Origin of the sequence: Mesorhizobium sp. AR02 (assembly GCF_024746835.1) — a bacterium.
Taxonomy (GTDB): Bacteria; Pseudomonadota; Alphaproteobacteria; order Rhizobiales; family Rhizobiaceae; genus Mesorhizobium.
On record NZ_CP080531.1, the window covers coordinates 1754804 to 1781679 of the forward strand.

Consider the following 26876-nt stretch of genomic DNA (forward strand, 5'->3'; position numbering starts at 1 on the left):
GCGATTTCCATTTGGCGGGACCCTAGGACTGTGCCGGTAGGCCCTGCGGGTTGCAGGCGCTGTTTCAATCTCAGTGATAGTCTTGAGCTGGTTAAACTTCCTTACTGCGCTTGATGTCCATCCGTGGCTTTTGGTCTGCCAGAAATGAACATCGTTCATAAGCGCCCTCTATCACGTTTTGAACATTGTTCAAGAGAAAAATGAACGGCGTTCACCGCGCCTGAAAACGCAACCGCGGCTGGTGAGGTCTGTCAGGGTCAGGGCGGCTCAGTTGCCGGTTGCCGGACCTGGTCCGAGCGTTGCCACTGTCTTCAGCGCGCCGTCGAGCATGTCGCCCTTCTCGTCCTTCAGCGCCGCCTCGCGCAGGCGGCGGATCCAGTCGGCGGCATCGTCGCGACCCTTGAGCAGGTCGAGAGCTGAGAGTACGCGGTCGAATTTCGACTGGGCGCGGACATGGGTGTCGCTATAACCCTTGATCAGCCGGCGGCAGTTGAGGATTTCGACGGCGAGCGCGTAGTCTGCCGGCACATGGCCGAGCGCCAGCGCGTACCAGCGATCGAGATGGGTCATCTCGACCTTGTGGCGCAGCAGGCTGCGGCGCCAGCGGCGCAGGCCGCCGATGAACCAGAGTGCTGCGAAACCGGCAAAGCTGTCGGTGCGGATGCGGCGGCCATGGTTGATGCGACGGTCGAGGAAGGCGGCGAGTTTCGGCCGGTTCTCGATGTAGCTGCCGAGCCCCGCCGGCAACGTGCCGCAGAATTCCTCGATGCGGGGGTGGAAATATTCGGTCACCTGCAGGATCGAGCCGTCCTTGACGCCGACCTCCTTGCGGACACGCCTGTCTCGCGTCGAGCGTGTCTTCAAATCGGCAACGCGGATCATGTCGTCATAGCACAGGGCGTTGGCGAGATGCTTGGCGGCGGCGATGGACAGCGCATGGGCATGGTCGGCGCTGTCCAGCGCGACGGCCTTGTCCAGGCGGTCGAGATACTCCCGCCCATAGGCGATATCCTGATAGTCGACGACCTTTCTCAGGCCCCGCAGCGCCATGTCACGCACCGCCATCGGCATCAGGTCGATGCGGGCGGCGAGCGCCTGCCAGCCTTGCAGCAGGTTTTGCGGGCCGGTGACGCGCCCTGCGCCCAGGGCGGATTCGACAATCGCCGGCTCCGCCGGCTTTGGCGACGGCACCGCCGTGCCGCGCGCGCGGTCAAACGCAGCACCAAAGGCGGCGAGGCTGGCTTTCACGCCGCGACGGCCGGCACCGATCGCCTGCTCGTAGCTTTCGCGCGTGAACGGCAGCGCATCGGATCCGGCCAGCGCGCCAAGCAGGCTGGCCGAGATCATCGAACCATTATCGGCGGCGATCTTCTCCATGTCGAAAGCGATGAAGCGTTTGGACGCCGCTTCCGCCGTCGCATGCACCTTGGAGGATGAGGCTCGGCCATCGCCCGGCTCGATCTTTTCCGACACGGCGGCGATGCGGTGCGACGAAGCGATCAGCGTGGTGCGCTCCGGCGTGACGAAACCACGGATGATGGCGCGGCCGGCTTCCATCAATTCGGCGGCGATCAATATATCGACGTCGCCTTGCGAGGGCGACAGCGCGAAGACCGGCAAGCGGCCGGTGTCGCGGGCCATCTCGACATAGTAGATCGTCGCGCCGGTGCGTTGCGCCACGCCGGCGACAGAGGTCGACTGCGCGACGTAGCCATTGCGCTCGGCGACATCGGTGATCCAGTCGGCCAGCACGCCGCCGCCCTGGCCGCCGACCGCCAGCACGGCGAGCTTGATGACCCGCTCATCATCCTGGGCGCCAGCCTTGGCACGAAAGGGCGGGACGGCGTCAAGCATCTGCGAAGGTCAGGCGCCGGCTCTCGCGGCGGCGCTGCAACAGGCCAATGGTGGCGCGGCGCGCGGATTCCAGGAAGCGATCCCAGCGGCTCGGATTGTGCACGACATCGGCGCGGTAGAAGGATGGGCACAGCACGGCGGCGTCCGCCACCTCGCCGCAATTGCCGCAGCCGACGCAGCTCTGGTCGATGCTCGCCACCGGATCGTCGCGCAGCGGGTCGTCGAGCGACTTCACCGACAGCGACGGGCAGCCGGACAGTCGCATGCAGGCATGGTCGCCGGTGCAGATGTCCTCGTCGACGCCGAACTTCGGTTTGACGACCCTTGTCCCCCCCTTGATCGCCTGGTCGACCAGAGGCTTTTCGCGGCGCTGGCGGTTCAGCATGCATTCGGACGAGGCGACGATGACCTTCGGCCCCTTCTCGTCCGTCGTCAGCGCCTCGCGCAGCGTGTCCTGCATCTTGGTCACGTCATAGGTGCGGTCGACATGGCGGAGCCATTTGACTCCCATGCCTTTCACCGCCTCGGTGATCGGATGCTTTGTCGACTTGGTCTTGTTGCCGGCGCGGGACGACAGGATGTCCTGCCCGCCGGTGGCGGCCGAGTAGAAATTGTCGACGATGACGATGACGCCGTCATTCTTGTTGAACACCGCATTGCCGATCGAGGAGGTCAGGCCGTTGTGCCAGAAGCCGCCATCGCCGACGAAGGAGATCGAGCGGCGCTTGGCGTCCGGCGAATTGAACGCAGAGGCCGAGGCTGGCCCAAGCCCATAGCCCATGGTGGTGGCGCCGAGTTCGAAGGGCGGCATGATCGAGAACAGATGGCAGCCGATATCGGAAGCGATGTGGTGCTTGCCGAGTTCCTGCTCGACCAGTTTCGTCGCGGCAAAGATCGGCCGCTCCGGGCAGCCGATGCAGAAGCCCGGCGGACGGCCGGGCACGACATTGATCAAATCGGCGGTGTCGACGCCGTCGCCGACTTTGTTGGGCGCGCGCACCTCGCCCGGGAGCAGGTGCGGCGCCTCGGCGCGCAGGAAAGTGCCGATGCCGTCGAGCATGACCTGGCCGGTGTATTCGCCGGCCATCGGCAGATATTCCTTGCCGACCAGCCTGGTGCCACGCCCGGCCTTGTGCAGCATCGAGGCAAAGGCCTGTTCGATGTAGTTGGGCTGGCCTTCCTCGACGACGAGCACCGCCTGCTTGCCCTCGCAGAAGGACAGGAATTCGTCGTCGATCAAGGGATAGACGACGTTGAGCACATAGAGCGGCACGTCCGTGTCGCCATAGGTGTCGGCGAGGCCGAGACGCTGCAGCGCGCGGATGACCGAATTGTACATGCCGCCCTGCATGACGATGCCGACCGAGCCATGGTCCGAGCCGAAGAATTCGTTGATCTTGTTCTTGGCGATGAAGTCCACCGCCGCCGGCCAGCGCTTCTGCACCTTCTCCTTCTCATGCAGGAAGGAGGCGGGTGGCAGCACGATGCGGCCGGTGTCGCGGCGTGGCGCGTCGAGCGCGTCGGCCACCGTCATTGGCGGCCGCTTGTTGTCCTTGGCGATGAAATGGCCGTGGACGTGGCAGCAGCGGATGCGCACCTGCAGCATGACGGGCGTGTTGGAAATCTCGGACAGCTCGAAGCCGTCTTCCACCGCCTTGACGATAGACGGCAGGTTGGGGCGCGGGTCGAGCAGCCAGACCTGGCTCTTCATGGCGAAGGCATGGCTGCGCTCCTGCATGATCGAGGAGCCCTCGCCATAATCCTCGCCGACAATGATCAGCGCGCCGCCGGTGACGCCGCCGGAGGCGAGGTTGGCAAGCGCATCTGAGGCGACATTGGTGCCGACGGTTGACTTGAAGGTCGCCGCGCCGCGAATGGGATAATGCACCGAGGCGGCGAGCATGGCGGTGGCGGTGGCTTCCGAGGCGCTGGCCTCGAAATGCACGCCGAGCTCGCCCAGAATGTCCTGCGCGTCGGCCAGCACGTCCATCAGATGGCTGATCGGCGCGCCCTGGTAGCCGCCAACATAGCCGACGCCGCATTGCAGCAGCGCCTTGGTGATGGCGAGAATGCCCTCGCCGGCAAACTCCTCGCCGGCGCCGAGCCGGAGCTTTTCGACTTCCTTGGCAAAAGACCGTTCGGCCATTTTTTCAATCCTTCCGTTACCGCCCAGCCCGTTATCGCCAGGCATTGGCGGCGCGTAGGTCTAGATGTCGTGCTTGCGAATGTTCTTCAGCATTTTCAAAAGCGTCGCGATCAGTGCTGCATATTCGGCGTCGTCGATATCGTCGAACATCGCCTCGAAGGCGTCATGCATGGCCGGCCAGGCGCGGGTGAATTCGGCGCGGCCATCGTCGGTCAGGAAGACATGGCGGATGCGGCTGTCGGTGACGCCCTGCTCGCGCCGCACGAAGCCTTGCCCCTCCAGCGTGTCGAGCGTGCGGCTCAAGGTCGACTGCTCGATCACCGTAAAGACCGAGAGGTCGTTGACGGTGACGCCGTCGGTGACCGAGAGCACGGCAAGCGTGCGCACCTGCGGAATGGTCAGCCCCTGCTTGCGGAAATCGTCGCGCAAGGTGGCGTTGTAACGGCCCATGATGCGGTTCATCAGATAGGGCGCGAATTGCTGCAGGCCGATCTGCCCCAGGGTCGAAATGCGCTGGCGTTTTTCCGCGACCTTCTGTTCCATCACAGCCTCCCCGCCAGGAGAAAGCCGGAGCCGCCGCCGAGGCCCGCACCCGGATGGGTCGAGGCGCCGATATGGTAGAGGTTTTTGATGCCGGTCTGGTGGTTGCGGCTGGTCTTGAACGGCCGCCACAGGAAGGACTGGTCGATGGTGGACGAGCCGCCATAGGGGTCGCCGCCGACCAGATTGATGTTCATCGCTTCGAGATCGGCCGGCGAATAGGCGCGGCGCGCAATGACACTGTCCTTGAAGCCGTCGATGTGGCTGGCGAGGATTGCTTCGACGCGGTCGGCATAGGCCTCGCGCAGCGCGTCGGTCCATTGTCCGTCGGCCGGCGCCTGCAGTTTGCCGGCGGCATCGCCCTTGATGTGGCGCGGTGCCTCGGGCAGTTGCAGCCACAGGATCGCCTTGCCCTGCGGACAGCGCGACGGGTCAAGCGCATGCGGCTGGCCGACGCAGATGGTCGGCACCTCCGGCAGCATGCCGCGCGCCGCCTCGTTGCAGGCTTTCGAGACGCCATCGAGCCCCGGGGTCAGATGCAGCAGCGCGACCTTGTCCAGCCCTTCGCCGCGCCATGCCGGCGGCTTGTCGAGGGCATAATGGATCTGGAAATTGCCCTTGCCGTAGCGGTATTTCCGCGTTGCCTCGATATCGGGTTTGGGCGCATCCGCGCCAAGCAGTCGGCCGTAGAGCTGCGTCGGCGTGACCGAACAGATGACGCTCTTGCTGGCATGAACCGTTTCGCCCGAGGCCAGCCCCACGCCAGTGGCGCGGCCTCCAGCCAGGATGATCGAGGCAACATCGGCTTCGGTGGAGATGACACCGCCGCGCTCGGTGATCAGCGCCTCGAAAGCCGCTAGCAGGTTCTTCGCCCCGCCCTTGACGATCGGGGCGCCGGCCGCTTCGAGCGCGAAGGCGATGACCTTGGCGATCTGGCCGGAGAAGGCATCTTCCGGCCCCAGCCCGGCATGCAGCACCCAGGGCGCCCAAAGCGCGCGGATGGTCTCGGACTGGTAGGTGCTTTCCAGCCAGTTGCGCGCCGGCACCAGCGCTTCGCCAAGAAAGGCGGCAAGGCCGCGCGGGCTACGCCGCCAGGCATCGCCAGCGAGCAGTTTCGCGGTGGGATAAGACCACAGGCTGCCGCCGAGCAGGCCGAACAGCAGGCCGGCATTGCGCTCGATGCCGCCGACATCCTCCGCATGCCGATCGCCGTCGCCAGCCGTGATCGCGTTGAGGGCGGCGACATTGGCGGTGCGGTCGGTGCCGAGCACGGCATGGCTGCCGTCCGGCCGCAGCACGCCGGTCGGCGTGCCGGTGTGGCAGAACTCCAGCCCATGCCGAGCGAGGTCGCCGCCCAATGCGGCAAAGGCCGGCGAGGTGATGAACAGCACGAAGGTCGTCGCCATCACATCGTGGATGAAGCCGGGCGCGGTGATCTCCTCGGTGCGCATGCAACCGCCGATGCGGTCGTTGCGCTCAAGAACAAGCACCTTGGCGCCCTTGGCGCCGAGCATCGCCGCGCAGACCAGCGCATTGATGCCGCTGCCGACGATGATGTGATCGGGCGCCTTCATTGGCGATTTCCTGTAGGCAGCGGGTAGGCTTGCGAGGTCAGCGCTCTACGCCGTAAAGCGCGACCGCCGCCAACGTGCCTCCCTATCGCCTCGCCAACCTGCATGATCTTCTCCCGAAGACCCACCTCGCTCTATTTTCCCGACACCAGCGCCAGCGCGCGGATCGGGCTGCCGGTGCCGTGCTCGATCTTCAGCGGTGCCGCGATCAGGATCGCGCCTTTCGGTGGCAACTGGTCGAGGTTGCAGAGGCTGGCCAGCCCGTAGCGGTTGGCCTTGTGCATCAGCGTGTGCGCCGGGAATGGCGGTTCCATGCCACCGGCCTTGCCGGCATCGGTGCCGATCGTCTCTGAGCCCCAGCCCTTGATGTCCTTGCTGATCAGATACTGGATGGCCTCCGCCGTCGGGCCAGGCGTATGCGGGCCGGTCTCGTTGGCGTTGAGGAACTCGGCTTCCGAGCCGTTGCGCTTGTACCAGTCGGTGCGCATCACCACCCATTCGCCGGCGTTGATGGCGCCGTGCTTGGCTTCCCACGCCTTGATGTGGTCGACGGTGAGCAGGAAATCGTGATCGGCTGCGGCTTCCTTGGAGCAGTCGATGACATTGACCGGGCCGACAAAGTTCTGCGCCGGAATGGTGTCGGTGGCGCCGTCCGGATAGTCCTTGCCGGTGATCCAGTGCTGCGGCGCATCGAAATGCGTGCCCGAGTGCTCGCCGAGCTTCAGCCAGTTCCACGCCCACCACGGACCGTTCTTGTCGTAGCGGGAGATCGAATGGATCTCGACCTTCGGCGTGTCGACGGCGAGCTCTGGCGGCAGCTTGATCAGCGGCGTGTCCGGCCCGAGTTGCGCCGAGAGGTCGACCACCTTGATGGCGCCTGACAGCAGCTGGCCGGCGACTTCGCCGAGGAGTTTTTGGGTGTCCATGGTCTCTGTTCCCTCTTTGATGGTGATGATCAAGGCTCGTCTCGGCCCTTAATATCCTACTAGACGAAAACATATGCATCTGCAATTATCTTTAAGCATAAAGGAAATGGGAACGGGGCGTGAGCGAGTTCGACGCCATCTTTGTCGGGGCGGGCCACAACAGTCTGGCATGCGCCGCGCATCTGGCGCTCAAAGGCTGGAAAACCGGGATTTTTGAGCGCAGTGCAACAATCGGCGGCGCCGTCCAGACCCGCGAGTTCACCCTTCCCGGCTTCCGTCACGATTTCGGCGCGATGAATCTGAGCCTGTTTGCCGGCTCAGCCTTCCACCGGAAATATGCAAATGAATTGAAAGCACAGGGACTGGAGTTCGCGCCGGTCGCCGACTGTTTCGCCAGCGCCTTTCCCGACGGACGCTGGTTCGGCGTCAGCAACGATCTGGAAAGGACGGCCACGCGCATGGCCGCCTTCTCCACCGCCGATGCCGCGATATGGCGCAAGCTGGTTGCGGCGTTTCCGGCGGAGGCCGAGCATCTGTTCCGGCTTCTGGGTTCGCCGATGAGCGCCCGCGCGCTGGCCGGCACCGCCTGGAACCTGTGGCGCAAGAAGGGTGTGGCGGGTGCGCTCGATACCGGCCGGCTGCTGTTGTCCTCACCCCGCGCCTGGCTGGAGGAGACTTTCGAGTCACCTTATGTGCGCGCGACGCTCGCGACCTGGGGCATGCATCTCGACTTCGCGCCCGACATCGCCGGCGGCGCCGTGTTTCCCTATCTGGAATCGATGACCAACCAGAGCTTTGGCATGGTGCTGGGCAAGGGCGGCGCCGATACCATCATCCGGGCGCTGTCGGGCATGGTGACGTCGGCCGGCGGCATGATCGTCACCGGTGCCGAAGTTGCCGAGATCACGGTTTCCGCCGGCAAGGCGACGGGCGTACGGCTCGCATCCGGCGAGACGCATACCGCCACCAAGGCGGTCATCGCCGGCGTCGCACCCAAGGCGCTGACCGGCAAGCTCCTGCCCAACGGTTCCGGCAATGCCGGTTTCGATACGGCGATGCAAAAATTCCGCTACGCGCCGGGCACGATGATGATCCATCTGGCGCTGAACGATCTGCCGGACTGGCGCGCCGGCGCCGAGTTGCGCCAGTTCGCCTATGTGCATCTGTCGCCGTCGCTCGATGCGATGTCGCGCACCTATCAGCAGGCGATGGCGGGCATGCTGCCGGACGAGCCGGTGCTGGTCGTCGGCCAGCCCTCAGCGATCGATCCGTCGCGCGCGCCTGAGGGCAAGCATGTTCTGTGGGTACAGGTGCGCATGCTGCCTGCGGAAATCCTGGGCGATGCGGCAGGCAAGATCGCGTCCGCGCATTGGGATCGGGTCAAAGAGGCCTACGCCGAGCGGGTGCTCGACATCATCGAGACCTATGCGCCGGGCCTGCGCGCGAAAATCCTCGGCCGTTCGGTGTTCTCGCCCATTGACCTCGAGCGCGAGAATCCGAACCTCGTCGGTGGCGACCAGGTCTGCGGCAGCCATCATCTGGCGCAGAACTTTTTGTTCCGCCCGGCGCGCGGCTATGCCGGCTGGAACACGCCGGTCGGCAATCTGCATCTCACGGGAGCCGCGACATGGCCGGGCGCCGGCACCGGTGCGGCCTCGGGCTTCATGCTCGCGCAACAGCTTGGCGGGAGGTAGGCTCCGACGATTTTATCGAGGCGACGAGAGGCAAGGCGCTGCTGCCCACGAAGCCTGAACCAATGAACGGACATTGCCGCGCAAAGACAATAACCAACAAGGGGAACGACCATGACAATCAACAGACGCGAATTGCTCGGATACAGTGCCGCGGCACTCGGCGTGGCCGCCATCGGCCTGCCACAGGTCGCCAAGGCAGCCGCCGGCGAACTGACCATCGCCTACAACGTCAACCTGCCGTCCTGGGATCCGACCACCGGACCTTCCGCTGTCAACCCGACGATCCAGGGTCTCTACCAGTCGGTGTTCGACCAGTTCATCCCGCAGAAGCCGGACCTGTCCTTTGCGCCGGGCCTGCTCACCGAATGGGGCTGGAACGACGACCGCACCAAGGTGACGATGACGGTGCGCGAAGGCGTGAAATGGCATGACGGCTCGCCCTTCACGCCCGAGGACGTCGTCTGGTCGCTGCAGCGGGCGGGCGACGAGAAGACCGGCAACCCGATCCAGTTCGTCTGGAAGAACGTCAACAACTTCAAGATCGACGGCAACAAGATATCAGGCGACGTGGTGCAGTTCGACCCTGTCTATTTCAAATGGATGTCGTTCCTGACCGGCTACATCCTGCCGAAGGCCTACTATGAGAAGGTCGGCGCCGAAGGTTTCGAGAAGGCGCCGATCGGCACTGGCCCCTACATGGTCGAAAAATTCGAGCGCAATGCCTTCCTGAGGCTCAAGGCCAATCCGAACTATTGGGGCGGCAAGCCGGCCTTCGAGAATGTGACGATCAAGTTCGTCACCGATGCGGCGAGCCGTGTCGCCGAAATCGAGTCCGGCTCCTCGCAGGTGACACTCGAAATCCCCTATGAGGAGTATGACCGGCTGATCGCCAAGGACGGGCTCGCCGGCTCATGCAAGAACGTCTCCGACATCGGCATGATCTTCTTCAACAACAAGGACGCCATGCTGGACAAGAACGTCCGCCAGGCAGCGGTGATGTCGGTGGACAAGGAGCTTCTGGTCAAGCGGTTGCTGCGCGGCTACGGCCAGCCGATCGCGACGCTGGAAACGCCGGAATATGCCGCCTACGATGCATCGATCAAGGTCGAGCACAATCCGGAGAAGGCCAAGGAATTGCTGGCCGCCTCCGGCTACTCGCCGGAGAAGCCCGCCAAAATCACCATCCAGACCACCAAGGGTTTCAAGCCCAAGGACTACGAGATGGTGCAGGCAATCGTCGGCATGTGGCGCAAGGTCGGCATCGAGGCGACGATCGAGGTCTACGAGATCGCCAAGCACTATGAACTGCGCGCCGCGCACAAGCTGGCGCCGGCCGCCTTCTACAACTGGGGCAACGCCATCGGTGATCCGACCACCTCGACCGGTTTCGCCATGTTCGGCCCCTCGCCGCACTCGTCCTGGAAGACCGACGACCTCGACGCCAAGATCGGTCCGCTCTGGGGCGAGAAGGATGAGGCCAAGCGCATCGCCGGCTGGAAAGCGGTCGACAAATACATCGCAGAGCAGGCCTATGTGCTGCCGCTGCTGCAGTTCGCGCAGCCGATCGTGCACTCGAAGAAGGTCAATGTCGTGCAGCACATTTCCGGCGCGCTGCTGCCGGCTTTGATGACCCCGGCCTGAGACTGACGAAAAGGCACGCTGTCGCAAGACGGCGTGCCTTCTCCAACTTACGCAGGCCCCCTCATCCGGCCCTTCGGGCCACCTTCTCCCCAATGGGGAGAAGAGACTGGCTCAGCCGTCCGCGACCTCTTCTCCCCTCGGGGAGAAGGTGGCCGCGAAGCGGCCGGATGAGGGGGCCGTTCGTTCCATCAGTGACTGAACGCACTGGGCTTACGCCGGCATGCTCCTGCAACGATTCCTGATCCGCCTTCTGACGATGCTGATCACGCTGTTCGGCGTGGCCGTCGTCGTCTTCGTCGTGATCCGCGTCGCGCCCGGCGATCCGATCGCCATGATGCTGCCGCCCGGCGCGACGGATGCCGACATCGCCCGGTTGCGGGCGCTCTACGGCCTCGACAAGACCATCGTCCAGCAGTTCTTCATCTGGCTGTCCGGCGTCGTCAGGGGCGATTTCGGCACCTCGATTTCGCTCAGGCAAGACGTGCTCGGCCTTGTCTTCAATCGGCTGCCGGCGACGCTGGAACTGGCCATCGTCGCGCTCATCATGGCGGTGTCGCTAGGCGGCACCACGGCGGTCCTCGGTGCGCGCGAGCGCGGCACGGCGGTGGAGGCCGGCATCGACATCGCAAGCGGTGCGGCACTTTCCATTCCCGATTTCCTGTGGGGCCTGGTGCTGATCCTTTTGTTCGGCGTGCTGGTGCCGATCTTCGACATTTCCGGCCGCGTGTCGCCGCAGCTCGACCTGCCGTTCGTTACCCAGTTCTACCTGTTCGAGAGCATTTTACGCCTGCGCCTCGACCTGACCTGGGATCTGCTGAAGCACATGCTGATGCCGGCGGTAGCGCTGGCGCTGCCGCTGGCGGCGATCATCTCGCAGCTGCTGAAACAGTCGCTGAAGGAAGTGCTCGACCTCGACTATGTCGTGCTGGCGCGGGTCAAAGGGTTTTCGGAAACGCAGGTCATCCTGCGCGAGGCGCTGAAGAACGCGGCACTGCCGACGCTGACGCTGGTCGGCGTGCAGTTCACCTTCCTCATCGGCGGCACCGTCATCGTCGAGCGGCTGTTTTCCTATGAAGGCCTCGGCAACATGGCGATCGATGCCGTCATCAACCGCGACCTGCCGCTGATCCAGGGCATCGTGCTGGTCTTCGCGCTGCTGTTCGTGCTGATCAACCTCGCCGTCGACATGATGTATGCGCTGCTCAATCCGAGGCTGCGCCATGGATAAGGCCTCAAGACGTGGATTGAGCCCGAGGCTATGGCTGGCCGGCGGCTGGCTGCTGCTGGCGCTGCTGGGGGCGATCTTCGCGCCGCTGGTCGCGCCGCAGGATCCGCTGGCGCAGGATTTGATGCTGGAGCGGCTGCCGCCGTTCTGGATTGATGGCGCCGAGCCCGGCTATTGGCTGGGCACCGACAGCCTCGGCCGCGATCTCTTGTCCCGGCTGATCTTCGGCGGCCGCATCGCCTTCATCGTCGCCTTTGCCGCGGCCATCGCCGCCTGCCTCGTCGGCTCGACGCTCGGTCTGATCGCCGGCTATTTCGGTGGCTGGGCCGACCGCATCATCTCGCGCATCGTTGACATCTGGATGGCGTTCCCGCCGGTGCTGTTCGCCATCCTGCTGGTCGCGGTGCTGGGCACGGGCTTGAGCTCCGTCATCCTTGCGATTGCGATCATCGACTGGACGCGCTTCTGCCGGGTGATCCGCGCCGAGGCGATGGGTCAGTCGCGCATGGACTATGTCGAGAATGCCCGCATCGCCGGCTATGGCCGCATCGGCATCATGCTGCGCGAAGTGCTGCCCAATGTGGTGCCGTCGATCGTCGCACTCCTGTCGCTGGAAATGGGCATCGCCGTCATCGTCGAGGCGATCCTGTCCTTCGTCAATCTGTCGATCTCGACCGACGATCCGACCTGGGGAAGCATCATCGCCGAGGGCCGGCTGTCGATCCACCAGGCATGGTGGGTGCTGGTGTTTCCGCTGGTCACGCTGATCCTGACCGTGCTGTCGTTCAGCCAGTTCGGCGAGGCGCTGAAGACGCGCTTTGATCCGGTGCTGCGATGAGCGCCTGTCTCGACATCGCCAATCTGAGCGCCGTGCTGCCGAACGGCCAGCGCGTGCTGCGCTCGGTGTCGCTCTCCGTGCAGCCCGGCGAAGTCCGCGCGCTGGTCGGCGAGAGCGGCGCCGGCAAGACGATGATCGGCAAGGCGGTGCTTGGTGTCCTGCCGTCGAGCGTGCGCATTGTCGAAGGCGATATGAGGCTCGAAGGCGAAGACCTCGGCAGGCTTCAGCCGAAGGCACGGCGCACGCTGATCGGCGCACGCACCGCGCTGATCCCGCAGGATCCGCTGACCGCGCTCAACCCGTCGCGCCGCATCGGCCCGCAGATGACCGACAGGCTGGTGCGCATCCTCGGCTGGAGCGGCGAGAGGGCCGACACCCGCATCCGCCAGTTGCTGGACGAGGTGCAGATCCGCGACCCCGAGCGTGTGCTGAAGAGCTATCCGCACGAGCTCTCCGGCGGCATGCGCCAGCGCGTGCTGATCGCCGCCGCCTTCGCCGCCGAGCCACGGCTGATCGTCGCCGACGAGCCGACGACGGCGCTCGACGTCACCGTGCAGAAGCAGATCCTGCGCCTGATCGCTGCGTTGCAGCGCGAGCACGGCACGGCGATCCTGTTCGTCACCCACGATCTCGGCGTCGTCGCCAAGATCAGCCAGAAGGTCTCTGTGCTCTATGCCGGCAAGGTGGTGGAGGAGGCCGAGACGGCTGCTCTCTTCGCCGCGCCGCAACACCCCTATACGCGCGCGCTGATGGCGGCGACGCCACGCTACACCGACCCGTTCGCTTCGTTGAAGCCTGTAGACGATGCCGTGCTGGCCGGACTTGCCGCCGAGATCGCGGCGGCAGACCAGGCATGGAGGCGGCCATATGGCTGAGCCGCTCATCTCAGTGCGCGGGCTGAAGGTCGCGCTGCCCGACATGACGCGCAAGCCGCTGATCGGCCGCGCGCCTTTGGCCCAGATTCTGAAGGGTCTCGATTTCGACCTGCCGAGGGGCTCGGTGACCGGCATTGTCGGCGAATCCGGTTCGGGCAAGTCGACGCTCGGCCGTGCCTTGGTGCGCCTGCTGGAGCCGAGCGCCGGCAACATCACATTCGATGGCCGCGATATCACCCATCTGTCGGAGGCGGAGCTGCGGCCGTTGCGCCGCAATCTGCAGATGATTTTCCAGGATCCGATGTCGTCGCTCAACCCGCGCCGCACCATTGCCAGCATCATCGCAGCGCCGCTGAAGCAGAACGGCCTTGGCGACAATCTGAAGGGCCGCGTCGCCGAGGCGCTGCAACGGGTCGGGCTGCCGCAGAGCTTCGCCAGCCGCTACCGCCACGAACTGTCGGGCGGCCAGCGCCAACGGGTCGGCATTGCGCGCGCCCTGGCGCTGTCGCCGAAATTCGTGCTGGCCGACGAGATCGTTTCCGGCCTCGACGTGTCGACGCAGGCGCAGATCCTGACCCTGCTGGAAAAGCTGGCGGCCGAGATGGGCCTGACGGTCGCCTTCATCAGCCACGATTTGTCTGTCATCCGGCGGCTCTGCAAGCAAGTGATTGTCATGCGCGAAGGCGTCATCGTCGAGGCCAGCGCCACGGACGCCTTGTTCGCCAACCCGCAGCAAAGCTACACGCGCGATCTCATCGCAGCCATTCCACTGCCTGAAATCGACGCCGGCTGGCTGGACATCCCTTCCGCAGCCAAGCCGCCGACATGAATGCATACGCACGCCGAAAAGCGGGTTTCGGACATGCGACCGCAAAGACCCAGGTCCCGCCAATGGAGAGGACTGACATGAAGACGATACTTCGCAATGCAACGCTCGCCGCCGCCATCCTTGGCAGTGTTGGCATGGCCTCGGCGGATTCGATCCCAGGCATGCGCGGGCACGATCACACCGGCATCACCGTCCCCGACATGAAGCAGGCGGTCGACTTCTTCACCGAGGTGGTCGGCTGCAAGAAGGCGATGTCGTTCGGCCCGTTCGCCGACGACAAGGGCACCTTCATGCAGGATCTTCTGGGCGTCGATCCCAAGGCTGTCATCGAACAGGTCACCATGGTTCGCTGCGGCTATGGATCGAACATCGAACTGTTCAAATACACCGCGCTCGACCAGAAAGACCTGACGCCGAAGAACAGCGACATTGGCGGCTTCCACATCGCCCTCTATGTCGACGACGTCGCCGCTGCCAAAGCCTATCTCGACGGCAAGGGCGTCAAAACCAGGATGGGGCCTCTGCCGGTCAAGGAAGGCCCGCCGCTGGCCAGACGATTCTCTATTTCCAGGCGCCTTGGGGACTGCAACTGGAAGCGATCAGCTATCCCGACGGCATGGCCTATGAGAAGGGTGCCGAGACGGTGCTGTGGAGCCCGAAGAACCCGGAAAAGTAACCCTTGGCGCGCGCTTGCGGGACGACACGCAAGCGCGCCGCCCGATGTCCGTATAATGATTTCGACATAAAACTTTAAGCTTGAAATATCTGGCCACCGGCGCGATACTTAACGATGCAGCAAGCGAAGAGGAGATCGCACAGATGAAGGTTGCGGTTCTCGGCGGCGGACCAGCCGGCCTCTACTTTGCCATTTCGATGAAGCTCCGGGACGCCGTGCACGATGTGACGGTGTTCGAGCGCAACCGCGCCGACGACACGTTCGGCTGGGGCGTCGTTCTGTCGGCCGAAACACTCGACAATTTGTCGAAGAACGACCCCGTCAGCGCCGTCTGGATCAAGAAGCATTTTGCCTATTGGGACGACATCGCCGTCATCCATGACGGCGTGCGCACGGTCTCGTCAGGCCACGGCTTCTGCGGCATCGGCCGCAAGCGGCTGCTGATCCTGCTGCAGCGCCGCGCCCGCGAACTCGGCGTCAAGTTGATGTTCGAGACCGACATCGCCGACCCCCGCCCGTACATGGAGACGCATGATCTGGTCGTCGCCGCCGACGGGTTGAACTCCCGGGCGCGCAACACCTTCGTCGACATCTTCAAACCCGACATCGACACCCGCAAATGCAAGTTTGTCTGGCTCGGCACCAACCAGAAATTCGACGACGCCTTCACCTTCATCTTCGAAAAGACCGAGCATGGCTGGGTGTGGGCGCATGCCTACCAGTTCGACAGCGAGACCGCGACCTTCATCGTTGAGTGCAGCGAACAGACCTGGGCTGCCTTCGGCTTCGGCGCGATGTCGCAGCAGGAATCGATCGCCGTCTGCGAGAGGATCTTTGCCAAGCATCTCGGCGGCCATGCGCTGATGACCAACGCCAACCACATCCGTGGTTCGGCCTGGATCAACTTCCCGCGCGTGCTGTGCGAACGCTGGTCGTACAAGAATTTGGCGCTGATGGGCGACGCGGCGGCTTCGGCGCATTTCTCGATCGGCTCCGGCACCAAGCTGGCCCTGGAAAGTGCGGTGGCGCTGGCCGAGTATGTCGAGACCGAGCCGGACCTCGAAGCCGCCTTCAGCAAGTATGAGGATGCCCGCCGCACCGAGGTGCTGAAGCTGCAATCGGCGGCGCGCAATTCACTCGAATGGTTCGAGGAGGTCGAGCGCTATCTCGGCCTTGAACCGGTGCAGTTCAACTATTCGCTTTTGACCCGCTCGCAGCGCATCAGCCACGAGAATCTGCGGCTGCGCGATGCCGAATGGCTGGGCGGCGCGGAAGAATGGTTCCAGCGCCAGGCGGGCGCGGGCGGCAACCGGCTGCGCCGCGCGCCGATGTTCGCCCCGTTCAAGCTGCGCGACCTCAGGCTCAACAACCGCGTCGTCGTCTCGCCGATGGCGCAGTACAAGGCCGTCGACGGATGCCCGACCGACTGGCATTTCACCCATTATGCCGAGCGCGCCAAGGGTGGCGCTGGGCTCATCTATATCGAGATGACCTGCGTCAGCCCCGAAGGGCGCATCACGCCCGGCTGTCCAGGCTTCTATGCACCCGAACATGAGGTGGCGTGGAAGCGGCTGGTCGATTTTGTTCACGCCGAGACCGAGGCGAAGATCTGCGCCCAGATCGGCCATTCCGGGGCCAAGGGCTCGACCAGACTCGGCTGGGAAGGCACCGACGTGCCGCTCGTCTCCGGCAACTGGCCTGTCATGGCGGCATCGGCGGTCGCGTGGTCGCCGCAGAATCAGGTGCCGAAGGCTATGGACCGCGCCGACATGGATCTGGTGCGCGACCAATTTGTGGCCTCGGCGGAAATGGCCGACCGTTGCGGCTTCGACATGCTGGAGATCCATGCCGCGCATGGCTATCTCCTGTCGTCCTTCATCACGCCGGTCACCAACCGGCGCACGGATGAATATGGCGGTTCCCTTGAAAATCGCATGCGCTATCCCCTCGAAATCTTCCACGCGGTGCGCGCCGCCTGGCCGGCACAAAAGCCGATCTCGATGCGCATTTCGGCCAATGACTGGGTCGGCATCGAAGGCGTGACGCCCGCCGACGCGGTCGAGATCGCACGGCTGCTGCATGAAGCCGGCGTCGACATATGCGACGTCTCGGCCGGGCAAACATCGGCGCTGGCGAAGCCGGTCTACGGCCGCATGTTCCAGACGCCGTTTTCCGACCGCATCCGCAACGAGGTCGGCATGGCGACGATGGCGGTCGGCAACATCTATGAGCCGGACCATGTCAATTCGATCCTGATGGCCGGCCGCGCCGATCTGGTGGCGCTGGCCAGGCCGCATCTTGCCGATCCCTACTGGACGCTGCATGCGGCGGTGACGCTCGGCGACCGTGGCGTCAAATGGCCGGATCCCTATCTGCCCGGGCGCGACCAGCTCTACCGGCTGGCCGAGCGTGATGCCGCCGCGGGGCTGAAAGTATGACGGCCGCAACAGCGATCTCCGGCAAGCATGCGCTGGTTACCGGCGGCGGTTCCGGTGTCGGCAGGGCCATCGCGCTGGCGCTGGCTGGCGCCGGCATAAAGGTCACCATTTGCGGCCGGCGCGATGCCGAGCTCGCCAAGGTGGCCGGCGAAAGCGAAGGCATTTTCGGCATCGTCGCCGATGTCACCAATGAGGCGGCGATGGCGTCGCTCTACGAGACGGCGGAAGCCGCGCGCGGGCCGTTCGACATCGTCGTCGCCAATGCCGGCATGGCCGGCAGCACGCCGGCGCACAAGACCACGCTCGCCGACTGGCAAAAGACGCTCGACGTCAATTTGACCGGCGCCTTCCTGACGGTGAAGCCGGCGCTGGCCGGCATGGCCGCGCGGAAATCGGGGCGGATCGTGTTCGTCGCATCAACCGCGGGGTTGAAAGGCTACGCCTATGTCGCGCCTTATGTGGCAGCCAAGCATGGCGTCGTCGGACTGATGCGGGCGCTGGCGGCCGAGGCAGCAAAATCGGGCGTCACCGTCAACGCGGTGTGCCCGGGGTTTGTGGAAACCGACATGCTGGAGGAGTCCATCCAGCGCATCGTCGAAAAGACCGGCCGCTCGGCCGGCGAGGCGCGGGCGAGCCTTGCCTCGACCAACCCGCAAGGCCGCTTCATCCAGCCGCAGGAAGTTGCCGCCGCCGTGCTGTGGCTATGCGGCGATGCGGCGGCATCGATCACCGGACAAGCAATTTCCATTTCAGGAGGCGAAACATGGTAGCCGGCCCCCTGCCCGCACCCTCGGGACCCGGCAAGGACCGGCTGCGCCTGTGGATCAGATTGCTGCGTGCCTCGCGCACGATCGAGGCTGAACTGCGCGAGCGCCTGAAGAAGGAATTCGATACGACGCTGCCGCGCTTCGACGTGATGGCAGCACTCTACCGCGTGCCGGAAGGCATGCTGATGAGTGATCTGTCGCGCTTCCTGCTGGTGTCCAACGGCAATGTCACCGGCATTGTCGACCGGCTCGTGTCGGAGGGACTGGTCGCTCGCGCCCGCCGCAATGGCGACCGCCGTACCTCGATGGTGCGGCTGACGGATGAAGGCTCGAAGTCCTTTGCCACCATTGCCGCGGCGCATGAGGGCTGGATCGGTGAATTGCTGGGCAAGGTGAGCGAGGAGGATGCCCGCCGGCTGACCGGCATGCTGACCTCGTTCCGCAGCAACTGGGAGGGACGCGAATGACTGGGATGGCCGAGCTCAAGCCGAAGCATTTCCTGTGGGAGGTCGAGGGCAGGATCGCCAAGGTCCGGCTCGATCGGCCGGAGCGCAAGAACCCGCTGACCTTCGACAGCTATGCGGAACTCCGCGACACGTTCCGCGACCTTGTCTATGCCGACGATGTCGATGCCGTGGTGTTCCTCTCCAATGGCGGCAATTTCTGTTCCGGCGGCGATGTCCACGACATCATCGGCCCGCTGGTCAAGATGGACATGAAGCAGCTCTTGGCTTTCACCCGCATGACCGGCGATTTCGTCAAGGCGATGCTGAATTGCGGCAAGCCGATCATTGCGGCGGTCGATGGCGTGGCGGTCGGCGCCGGCGCCATCATCGCCATGAGCTCCGACATCCGCATCGCCACGCCGGAAGCCAAGACCGCCTTCCTGTTCACCCGCGTTGGTCTTGCAGGCTGCGACATGGGCGCCTGCGCGATACTGCCGCGCATCATCGGCCAGGGCCGCACCGCCGAACTGCTCTACACCGGCCGCACGATGACGGCGGCGGAAGGCGAGCGCTGGGGGTTCTACAACAGGCTGGTCGATGCGGCAGCGCTCGAGGCCGACGCGCTCGACATGGCGGCGCGCATCGTCTCCGGCCCGACCTTCGCGCACGGCATCACCAAGACACAGCTCAACCAGGAATGGTCGATGGGCCTCGACCAGGCGATCGAGGCGGAAGCGCAGGCGCAGGCGATCTGCATGCAGACACGCGACTTCGAGCGCGCCTACAAGGCGTTCGTGGCCAAGGAAAAGCCGGTGTTCGAGGGGGATTGAGGATGGGCGCTTTACTGGAAATGTTGGCGGGACAGCACCCCCCTCTGTCCTGCCGGACATCTCCCCCTCAAGGGGGGAGATTGGCAGTTTGGGCGCCGGCTCCCACCTTGCGGCGCTGGCGATTGGCGAAAGCAGCAACAACAGCCGATCTCCCCCCTAGAGGGGGAGATGTCCGGCAGGACAGAGGGGGGCGCCGTAGAGCGCGACGCGCGAAGCGCTGCGGAGGCATCCATGCCTGACCGTTCCTTCCTCAACTGGCCGTTCTTCGAAGACCGGCATCGCGAACTGGCCGAGCGCCTGGAAGCATGGTGCGCGAAAAACCTCCCCGTCGACCACCATGACGTCGATGCGGCCTGCCGCGAACTGGTGCAAAAACTCGGTAGGGATGGCTGGCTGAGACCGACAGCACTCGACACCGACAATCCTGGCCCTCTCGATGTCCGCACTCTGTGCATCACGCGCGAGACGCTGGCGCGCCATGATGGGCTCGCCGACTTCGCCTTCGCCATGCAGGGGCTGGGCACCGGCGCGCTCAGCCTGTTCGGCACGCCGGAGCAGCAGCAGTGGCTGGCGAAGACGCGCGCCGGCAAGGCGATCTCGGCCTTCGCTTTGTCGGAGCCGCGCTCGGGATCGGATGTCGCCAACACCGAGATGACGGCGACCCGCGACGGCGACGCTTATGTTCTCGCTGGCGAAAAGACCTGGATTTCCAATGGCGGCATCGCCGATCTCTACATCGTCTTTGCCCGCACCGGCGAGGCGCCGGGCGCCAAGGGGCTTTCCGCCTTTATCGTGCCGGGTGACGCCATGGGCCTTGGCATAGCCGAGCGTCTGGAAGTGATCGCGCCGCATCCGCTGGCGCGGCTTTCCTTCGACCAGGTCCGCCTGCCTGCCGCCGCACTGATCGGCAAGCCCGGCGACGGTTTTCGTATCGCCATGTCGGTGCTCGACGTGTTCCGCTCGACCGTTGGTGCGGCAGCCCTTGGCTTTGCCCGCCGCGCGCTCGATGAAAGCATCAGCAGAGTGGCCGAGCGCAAGCTGTTCGGCGCGCCGATGGCCGAATTGCAGATGGTGCAGGGTCATATCGCCGACATGGCGCTCGACGTCGACGCGGCAGCCCTTCTGGTCTACCGCGCCGCCTGGACCAAGGATATGGGCGCCGCACGCGTCACCCGCGAGGCGGCGATGGCCAAGCTGTTCGCCACCGACAAGGCGCAAGAGGTGATCGATAAGGCGGTGCAGTTGCATGGCGGCGACGGCGTCCGCAAAGGCCATATCGTCGAGAGCCTGTATCGCGAAATCCGCGCGCTGCGCATCTACGAGGGTGCGTCCGACGTGCAGAAGGTGGTCATCGCCAGGCAAGTGATGGGCGCGGCCTGACGGCGAGAAATTGACGGGCATTCGATTTTGAGACTTTGGTTTTTAGAAATACCGGGAGGCTAGAAATGCACGAGATTCTTCAGCCGGAAGGCTGGGCCAGGCCGGTCGGCTACGCCAATGGCGTCGCAGCGCGTGGGCGGCTCATCTTCGTCGGCGGACAGGTCGGCTGGAACGGGCAGTGCCAGTTCGAGACAGACGACTTCGTCGGTCAGGTCCGGCAAACGCTCGAGAACATCGTGGCGGTGCTGGCCGAGGCCGGCGCCACGCCGCAGCACATCACCTCGATGACCTGGTATTTCGCCGACAAGGCCGAATATCTGGCCAACCTCAGGGGGATCGGCGAAGCCTATCGCGAAGTGATCGGCCGGCATTTCCCGGCGATGGCCGCCATGCAGGTGGTAGCGCTGGTCGAGGACCGCGCCAAGGTGGAGATCCAGGCCACCGCCGTCATTCCGGAATGAACGCCCACCGCTTCGTCATCCACGGGCGGAGCAAGGAGCGAAGCGACGCGGCGCAGACCCGAGGATCCATGCCGGGACTCTTATGCGCCGCAACGGTGCAGAATTCTGCTCCGCTGTACCCTCGATCAAGGTCACGGAATGGATCCCAGGGTCTCCGCGACGCCGCTGCGCGGCTGCTTCGCCCTAGGATGACGAAGGTGGGAGGGCTTCGGCTAATTCCGAATGCGCCGCCAAATATCCTTCGAAACCGACGATGAATCCTGGCTACCAACAGGCAGCCTGATCACTTCCCCGAGCAACGCGACCCGCGAAGTCCCGCTTTCCTCAAAATCGGCAGCACGTGGTCGCAGAAATAGGGCAACTCCCTGGTGTAGTTGACGAAGGAGAGCGCAATGCCCTGGTAGCCATGTCCGGCAATGGCGGCCATATCGGCGGCGATGGTTTCCGGTGTACCGATCAGCGGATAGGTGCCGGCGCCGCCGGCGAAGCGCTGGCGATAGCGGTCATAGGCGTGCGGGTCGTGCGACTGCGAGAATTCCTTCTTGCCGGCCATGTGGGCGTCGACCGCATCATGGTCAGCCATCGTGACCGCATAGCGCGTGTAGTAAGCCTGCGCCTCTTCCATCGTCGGGCGGCAGACGACATGCGCCACGGTGTAGACGCCGACATCCCGGCCGACCTTGTCGGCGCGCTCTTGTATATCGGCGACATGCTTGCCGGCATCGCTCATCTCGGAAAAGGTCGTGAACAGATAATCGCAGCGGGCGGCGGCGAAATCGCGACCCGGGCCGCCGAATGCGGCGTTCATGGTCACCGGACGCGGAACCTGCAGGCTGGCCGGCCGGCTGACGGCTTCCTTGAGGCGATAGTAGGCGCCTTCATAGTCGAGAGGTTCGGCCGACGCATAAAGCTTTTCGAGGATCTCGATCCACTCGGCTGCCTGGTCATAGCCCTTCTCGACCAGCGGCGTGCCGAACATGCCGAATTCCTTCGGGTTCCAGCCGCAGACGATGTTGAGGCCGGCGCGGCCCTGGCTGATGTGGTCGACCGTCGCCAGCGCCTTTGCGGCATAGAGCGGATGCACCAGCGGGACGTGCACGGTCATGAACAGGCCGATCTGTTCGGTGGCAACCGCTAGAGCCGCTGCCCAGGTGAAGGTTTCGAACGACCATTCGCGCACCTTGTTGCGGCCGCCAAAGCCGCGCCAGCGCGCAATCGGCAGCATGAACTCCAGGCCGGCGCGGTCGGCGATTTGCGCCGCCATCAGATTGTCCTGCCAGCTTGCCGTCCAGCGCTCCGGAACATCGGTGATGGCAAGCCCGCCATCGGCGTTGGTCGAAAAGACGCCGAGCTTCAGTTTATTGGAGCCGTGCAAAGGATGTGGTTTCATCGTGTCTCAAGCTCGCGGCGGATGATCACACGCTACGGCTCCGCGAAAATATTTCAAGCATGAAATAGCTTCGCCTTGCGATGGTTTGCCGATATGAATTCGGCGGAATGAGAAAGGGATCGGCATGAGTGAGTTTCGTCAGAAATGCATCGGCAAGACGAACCTCGTCGGTTCCTTCGCCGCCATTCCGCATCCCGTCGCGGTCGAAGTGATGGCGCAGGCCGGCCTCGATTTCCTCTGCATCGACTGGGAACATGCCCAGATCTCGCGCGACATAATCGAGACCATGGTGCGGGCGGCCGACGTCCATCGCGTGCCGGCGATGGTGCGCGTTCCCGGCCATGCGCCGGAAGCGATCCAGGCGGCTTTGGACAGCGGCGCGCAAGGCGTGCTGGTGCCGCGCGTCTCGACCGCCGCACAGGCGGCGATGGCGGTCAAAGCCTCGCGCTACCCGCCACAGGGCGAGCGCGGCGTCGGACCCGGCCGGGCCGCCGGCTACGGCTATCGCATTCCCGAATATCTTGCCGGCGCCAACGACAGAACCGTCGTCGCGGTCCAGGTCGAGACATCGGAGGGGCTCGCCAACATCGACGCGATCGCGGCGGTCGACGGCGTCGACGTGATCTTCGTCGGCCCCGGCGACCTTTCGGTGTCGATCGATGCGATCGGACCGCAAGGCGCCGACAAGCTCAATGCGGCGATCGCGACAATCATCGGCGCAACGATCGCACATGGAAAAACTGCAGGCATATTTTGCGCCAGCCCACAGACCATCAGCCGCTGGGCAGCCATCGGCGCGAGTTTCTTCGTGCTGGCCAGCGACACGATGTTTCTTGGCGCCGGCGCCGCGGCCAACTGCGCCGCCGCACGCGACGAATTGGCATGAGACGGGCGCAGCGGGGCAAAAAGGGGCGTATCGCCGGAGCAACAGGTCGGCCAAGCTTTTTAAGCTTAAAACTTTCGCCTTGAAAAGCGGCCCACTTTGGATAAGCATTCAAAATCGATGGCGACTGCCGTGCCGGAAGGGGTTGCCGGCCAGTCCATCGTTGTGCTTCGGGTGGGAGGGGTTCAGTCCTTGTCGTTCATGCTGCCCCAGTCGTCATCCAGCGCGCGCTATGCTTTCGATGGCGTGCGCGCCCAGATCCGCGACCTGCATACAGAGACCACCGCCAGCCCCGCGCGCGCATGGTCGCCGCCATGAATTGACGCCCCGCTGGGAGGTGGGACGGCAAGAAACCGTGCGGGGTCAGCCCCGCCCGATCAACAACCAGAGGGAATACCCCAGAGGGAACTCCAATGAAGCTCAACCGTCGCAATCTCATCCTGTTTGCCGCTGCCATCGGCATCGCCGCCGGCCCTGCCACGGCTCACGCCGCTGATGTGCTCAATGTCGGCGCCTATCCGACCAATCCGCCCTTCGAATACAAGAACGAGAGCGGCACTTTCGAAGGCTTTGAAGTCGACATCGTCAATGAGGCGGCCAAGCGCATCGGCATGACCACCGATATCGCCGATCTCGGCTTCCAGGCGCTGTTTGCCGCCACGACATCGAAGCGCATCGACGTCGCCATATCCTCGATCACCATCACGGCGGAGCGGCTGAAGTCGCAGTCCTTCACGCAGCCCTATTACGATTCCGATATGGGCATCGCGACGAAGACCGACAGCGCTGTTAACACCGAGGCCGATCTCAAGGGCAAGATCGTCGGCGTGCTCTCCGGCTCGACCGGTGAGACCTGGGTCAAGGCACATCAGGAAGCCGATGGCTTCAGCGACGTCAAGGGCTATGACACGCAGCAGAACCTTTTGCTCGACCTCAGCGCCGGCCGCGTCGATGCCGCCGTCAGCGACATTCCGGGCATGGAATACTCCTTCACCAAGATGAAGGATCTGAAGGTCAAGCAGCGCATCAAGACCGGCGAACAGTACGGCCTGATGATGACCAAGGACCACCCGCTGCTTGGCAAGCTCAACGACGCGCTGACCGCGATGAAGAAGGACGGCACGCTGGCCGCGATCCACAAGAAGTGGTTCGGCAGCGACGCGCCGGCCGATTCCTCGACGGTGAAGGAAATGCCGCTGCCGAAGGCCTGAGTGGCAATGCACTGAAATCGTGCCGGCTTTTCCAGGCCGGCACGATTCATTTCACGCTCTAGCGCCTGCTTGCCGCACAGACCGCCTCACCGTAGGCGACGTCGTTTGGTTTTAACTGGAGCACCCTTTGCTCTGGCGTCGCGGGACATAACAGTTCGGGAACGCTCCCATGTCGCTGATCGACACCTTCTTCAATCCCGATGTCATCATGTCGAGCCTGCCGGCGCTGCTGCGCGGCTTCCTGAACACGCTGCTGCTCGGCATACTGAGCATCGGCATCGGTATCCCCATCGGCCTGGTAATCAGCCTGCTGCGGCTCTATGCGCCGAAGCCGGTACGCTGGCTCGCTGTCGGCTACACCGACATCTTCCGCGCGCTGCCGGTGCTGGTCGTGCTGATCCTGATCTATTACGCGCTGCCCTTCCTCGGCATCCGCCTGTCCTCCTGGGCCTCCGCCGTGACGGCGTTTGCCTTCATCATGTCGGCCTATTCGGCCGAAGTGTTCCGCTCCGGCATAGAGAGCATTCCGAAAGGCCAGTTCGAGGCGTCGCAGGCGCTTGGCCTGCCGTTCCTTTTGACCTTGCGCAAGGTGGTGCTGCCGCAGGCGATCCGCGTGGTCATCCCGCCGATGACCAGCAACTGCGTGTCGATGTTCAAGGACACCTCGCTCGCCTCGACCGTGGCGCTGCCGGAACTGTTGAAGGAAGCGACCAATGCGCAGTCACTCTACGCCAACCCCTCGCCGCTGATCGGCGCAGCACTGGTCTATCTCATCTTCCTCTGGCCGATGGTCCGCCTCGTCAGCCTGCTCGAAGACCGCTTCAAGACCGAGAAGACGCGCTGACCGCGCCAACCAATCCACTCGCCCAAGTCCTTTGTAGGAGCCTACCCCGTGAACAAGCATCAAACCGACACAGCGAACGCCTCAGCGTTCCCCGTCGACACCATCCGCGCCATGTTTCCCGCCCTGCAGCGGGCCGGCGATTTCATCTTCATGGACAATGCCGCCGGCGCGCAGATCCCGCAGAGCGTGCTCGACGCGGTGACCAGCCATCTGGTTTCGCACAATGTGCAACGCGGCGGCCGCTATGGCCGCAGCGTCACCGTCGACCAGTCGGTCGCCGACGCCCGGACAAGCGTAGCGCTGCTGATCAACGCCTATAGCCCGGCGGAAATCTGCTTCGGCATGAACGCCACCTCGTTCATCCGCCTGGTCAGCCTCGGCATCGGCCAGATGCTTGGAGAACGCGACGAGATCGTCATCACCGACATGGACCATGACGCCAACATCGCGACCTGGCTGGCGCTGGAATCCGCCGGCGCCAAGTTCAAGTGGTGGCGCATGCGGGAGGACGGCAATCTGCATGTCGACGATCTGCGCCCGCTGGTTTCCGACCGCACCCGCCTTGTCGCCTGCACGGTGACGGCACACTCGATCGGCTCGATCGTCGATGTCGCCTCGGTGGCTGCGATCGCGCATGCGGCTGGCGCGGAAGTGTTCCTCGACTGCGTGCACTATGGGCCGCACGGACTGATCGACGTCCAGGCCTGGGACTGCGATTATCTGGTCTGCTCCGGCTACAAGAATTTCTCACCGCATATGGGTTTTCTCTGGGGCCGCTTCGACACGCTGAAGCGGCTGCCGACTTTTCGGGAGGATTTCATCCCCGATGAGCCGCCCTACAAGGTCGAGGCCGGCACCTTCATCTACGAGAATGTCTCGGGCATGGATGCGGCCGTGCAGTATCTGGAGCTGATCGGCCGCAATCTCGCGCCCTCCAACAACCGCTCGCGGCGTGAAAACATTGTCGCCGGCATGGGCGCCATTCGCGACTACGAGCTGCTGCTGGCGCGCGAGATGCTTGGCGTGCTGAAAGGTTGCGGGGCAACCATCTATGGCGTCGCCGACGAGGCCCGCATCACCGAACGCGTGCCGACCTTCTGCTTCAACATCGGCACGCTGTCGCCGCAGCGCATCGTCGAGGAAATGGCCGAGTTGCAGATCGGCATCCGCGACGGCCACATGTACGCGCCACGGCTGATGAAGCGCCTCAACCTGTCGATGGACAGCGGCGCCATCCGCGCCTCGCTGGTCCATTACAACACGGTCGAGGAAATCCACCGCTTCGGCGAGGCGCTGCGGGTGATTATCGCGAAGTTGTCCTGAGCGGCTTGGCCAGATGTGTTGAGATTCAGGTCAGGCCGAGCCGAGAATGGTGGGGTCCGAGAACCGGAGCGGAGCGTACTTCAGGTAC

Annotated in this window: 22 protein-coding genes and 1 pseudogene; 17 read left to right on the top strand and 6 right to left on the bottom strand. The window is 64.3% G+C overall.

The annotated features are described in order from the left end of the window. Nucleotides 1-267: 267 nt before the first annotated feature. The 5 genes from DBIPINDM_RS12775 to DBIPINDM_RS12795 all read right to left on the bottom strand — a co-directional run bounded on the left by DBIPINDM_RS12775 (nt 268) and on the right by DBIPINDM_RS12795 (nt 7037). Nucleotides 268-1854, bottom strand: coding sequence for an indolepyruvate oxidoreductase subunit beta family protein (locus DBIPINDM_RS12775; RefSeq protein WP_258587593.1), 1587 nt, complete (start codon nt 1852-1854; stop codon nt 268-270). Further along, a complete protein-coding gene (locus DBIPINDM_RS12780) occupies nt 1847-4000 on the bottom strand; it encodes an indolepyruvate ferredoxin oxidoreductase subunit alpha (protein ID WP_258587594.1) in 2154 nt (717 codons plus the stop codon). The genes DBIPINDM_RS12775 and DBIPINDM_RS12780 overlap by 8 nt, the downstream gene beginning before the upstream one ends. Nucleotides 4001-4060: 60 nt before the next feature. Then, the gene (locus DBIPINDM_RS12785) at nt 4061-4543 is read right to left on the bottom strand and encodes a MarR family winged helix-turn-helix transcriptional regulator (protein WP_258587595.1); all 483 of its coding nucleotides are present in this window, start codon (nt 4541-4543) and stop codon (nt 4061-4063) included. Next, a complete protein-coding gene (locus tag DBIPINDM_RS12790; RefSeq protein ID WP_258587596.1) occupies nt 4543-6114 on the bottom strand; it encodes a phytoene desaturase family protein in 1572 nt (523 codons plus the stop codon). The genes DBIPINDM_RS12785 and DBIPINDM_RS12790 overlap by 1 nt, the downstream gene beginning before the upstream one ends. Nucleotides 6115-6245: 131 nt before the next feature. Next, on the bottom strand, nt 6246-7037 hold the full coding sequence (locus DBIPINDM_RS12795) for a cyclase family protein (protein ID WP_258587597.1): 792 nt from the start codon (nt 7035-7037) through the stop codon (nt 6246-6248). A gap of 119 nt (nt 7038-7156) precedes the next feature. Here DBIPINDM_RS12795 and DBIPINDM_RS12800 point away from each other — a divergent pair, with 119 nt between their 5' ends. From DBIPINDM_RS12800 to DBIPINDM_RS12860, 13 genes and pseudogenes are all read left to right on the top strand, one after another. Beyond that, the gene (locus DBIPINDM_RS12800) at nt 7157-8731 is read left to right on the top strand and encodes a phytoene desaturase family protein (protein WP_258587598.1); all 1575 of its coding nucleotides are present in this window, start codon (nt 7157-7159) and stop codon (nt 8729-8731) included. A 111-nt stretch (nt 8732-8842) separates the two neighbouring features. Further along, nucleotides 8843-10372 (top strand): ABC transporter substrate-binding protein, encoded by a 1530-nt coding sequence (locus tag DBIPINDM_RS12805; RefSeq protein ID WP_258587599.1) that lies wholly within the window; start codon nt 8843-8845, stop codon nt 10370-10372. A gap of 220 nt (nt 10373-10592) precedes the next feature. Further along, nucleotides 10593-11600, top strand: coding sequence for an ABC transporter permease (locus DBIPINDM_RS12810; RefSeq protein ID WP_258587600.1), 1008 nt, complete (start codon nt 10593-10595; stop codon nt 11598-11600). After that, on the top strand, nt 11593-12435 hold the full coding sequence (locus tag DBIPINDM_RS12815) for an ABC transporter permease (protein WP_258587601.1): 843 nt from the start codon (nt 11593-11595) through the stop codon (nt 12433-12435). Before DBIPINDM_RS12810 ends, DBIPINDM_RS12815 begins: the two co-directional genes overlap by 8 nt. After that, nucleotides 12432-13310, top strand: a complete 879-nt coding sequence (locus DBIPINDM_RS12820) for an ABC transporter ATP-binding protein (protein ID WP_258587602.1) — start codon at nt 12432-12434, stop codon at nt 13308-13310. The genes DBIPINDM_RS12815 and DBIPINDM_RS12820 overlap by 4 nt, the downstream gene beginning before the upstream one ends. Then, entirely contained in the window at nt 13303-14139 is an 837-nt protein-coding gene (locus DBIPINDM_RS12825) for an ATP-binding cassette domain-containing protein (RefSeq protein ID WP_258587603.1), read from the top strand. The genes DBIPINDM_RS12820 and DBIPINDM_RS12825 overlap by 8 nt, the downstream gene beginning before the upstream one ends. Before the next feature lie 77 nt (nt 14140-14216). Then, a pseudogene (locus tag DBIPINDM_RS12830) lies at nt 14217-14815 on the top strand (VOC family protein). A 143-nt stretch (nt 14816-14958) separates the two neighbouring features. Further along, a complete protein-coding gene (locus DBIPINDM_RS12835; protein WP_258587604.1) occupies nt 14959-17253 on the top strand; it encodes a bifunctional salicylyl-CoA 5-hydroxylase/oxidoreductase in 2295 nt (764 codons plus the stop codon). Next, nucleotides 17250-18023 (top strand): SDR family NAD(P)-dependent oxidoreductase, encoded by a 774-nt coding sequence (locus tag DBIPINDM_RS12840; protein WP_258587605.1) that lies wholly within the window; start codon nt 17250-17252, stop codon nt 18021-18023. Before DBIPINDM_RS12835 ends, DBIPINDM_RS12840 begins: the two co-directional genes overlap by 4 nt. Next, nucleotides 18017-18487 carry a MarR family winged helix-turn-helix transcriptional regulator gene (locus DBIPINDM_RS12845; RefSeq protein WP_258587606.1) on the top strand — a complete coding sequence of 157 codons (471 nt, stop codon included), beginning with the start codon at nt 18017-18019 and terminating at the stop codon, nt 18485-18487. Before DBIPINDM_RS12840 ends, DBIPINDM_RS12845 begins: the two co-directional genes overlap by 7 nt. Continuing rightward, entirely contained in the window at nt 18484-19296 is an 813-nt protein-coding gene (locus DBIPINDM_RS12850; protein WP_258587607.1) for an enoyl-CoA hydratase family protein, read from the top strand. Before DBIPINDM_RS12845 ends, DBIPINDM_RS12850 begins: the two co-directional genes overlap by 4 nt. Nucleotides 19297-19527: 231 nt before the next feature. Then, nucleotides 19528-20676: an acyl-CoA dehydrogenase family protein gene (locus DBIPINDM_RS12855; RefSeq protein WP_258587608.1), complete on the top strand. Its 1149-nt coding sequence runs from the start codon at nt 19528-19530 to the stop codon at nt 20674-20676. Between the two features lie 65 nt (nt 20677-20741). Continuing rightward, entirely contained in the window at nt 20742-21137 is a 396-nt protein-coding gene (locus tag DBIPINDM_RS12860; RefSeq protein WP_258587609.1) for a RidA family protein, read from the top strand. Between the two features lie 283 nt (nt 21138-21420). Here the strand turns inward: DBIPINDM_RS12860 and DBIPINDM_RS12865 are convergent, their stop codons facing one another. Next, entirely contained in the window at nt 21421-22527 is a 1107-nt protein-coding gene (locus tag DBIPINDM_RS12865; protein WP_258587610.1) for an LLM class flavin-dependent oxidoreductase, read from the bottom strand. Nucleotides 22528-22651: 124 nt separating this feature from the next. Between DBIPINDM_RS12865 and DBIPINDM_RS12870 the strand changes: the two genes are divergently transcribed. From DBIPINDM_RS12870 to DBIPINDM_RS12885, 4 genes are all read left to right on the top strand, one after another. Further along, nucleotides 22652-23413: an HpcH/HpaI aldolase family protein gene (locus DBIPINDM_RS12870; protein WP_258587611.1), complete on the top strand. Its 762-nt coding sequence runs from the start codon at nt 22652-22654 to the stop codon at nt 23411-23413. Between the two features lie 410 nt (nt 23414-23823). Continuing rightward, entirely contained in the window at nt 23824-24621 is a 798-nt protein-coding gene (locus DBIPINDM_RS12875) for an ABC transporter substrate-binding protein (RefSeq protein WP_258587612.1), read from the top strand. A 169-nt stretch (nt 24622-24790) separates the two neighbouring features. Beyond that, nucleotides 24791-25465 (top strand): amino acid ABC transporter permease, encoded by a 675-nt coding sequence (locus tag DBIPINDM_RS12880; protein WP_115144620.1) that lies wholly within the window; start codon nt 24791-24793, stop codon nt 25463-25465. A 48-nt stretch (nt 25466-25513) separates the two neighbouring features. Further along, a complete protein-coding gene (locus DBIPINDM_RS12885) occupies nt 25514-26788 on the top strand; it encodes a cysteine desulfurase-like protein (protein WP_258587613.1) in 1275 nt (424 codons plus the stop codon). Nucleotides 26789-26876: the final 88 nt, after the last annotated feature.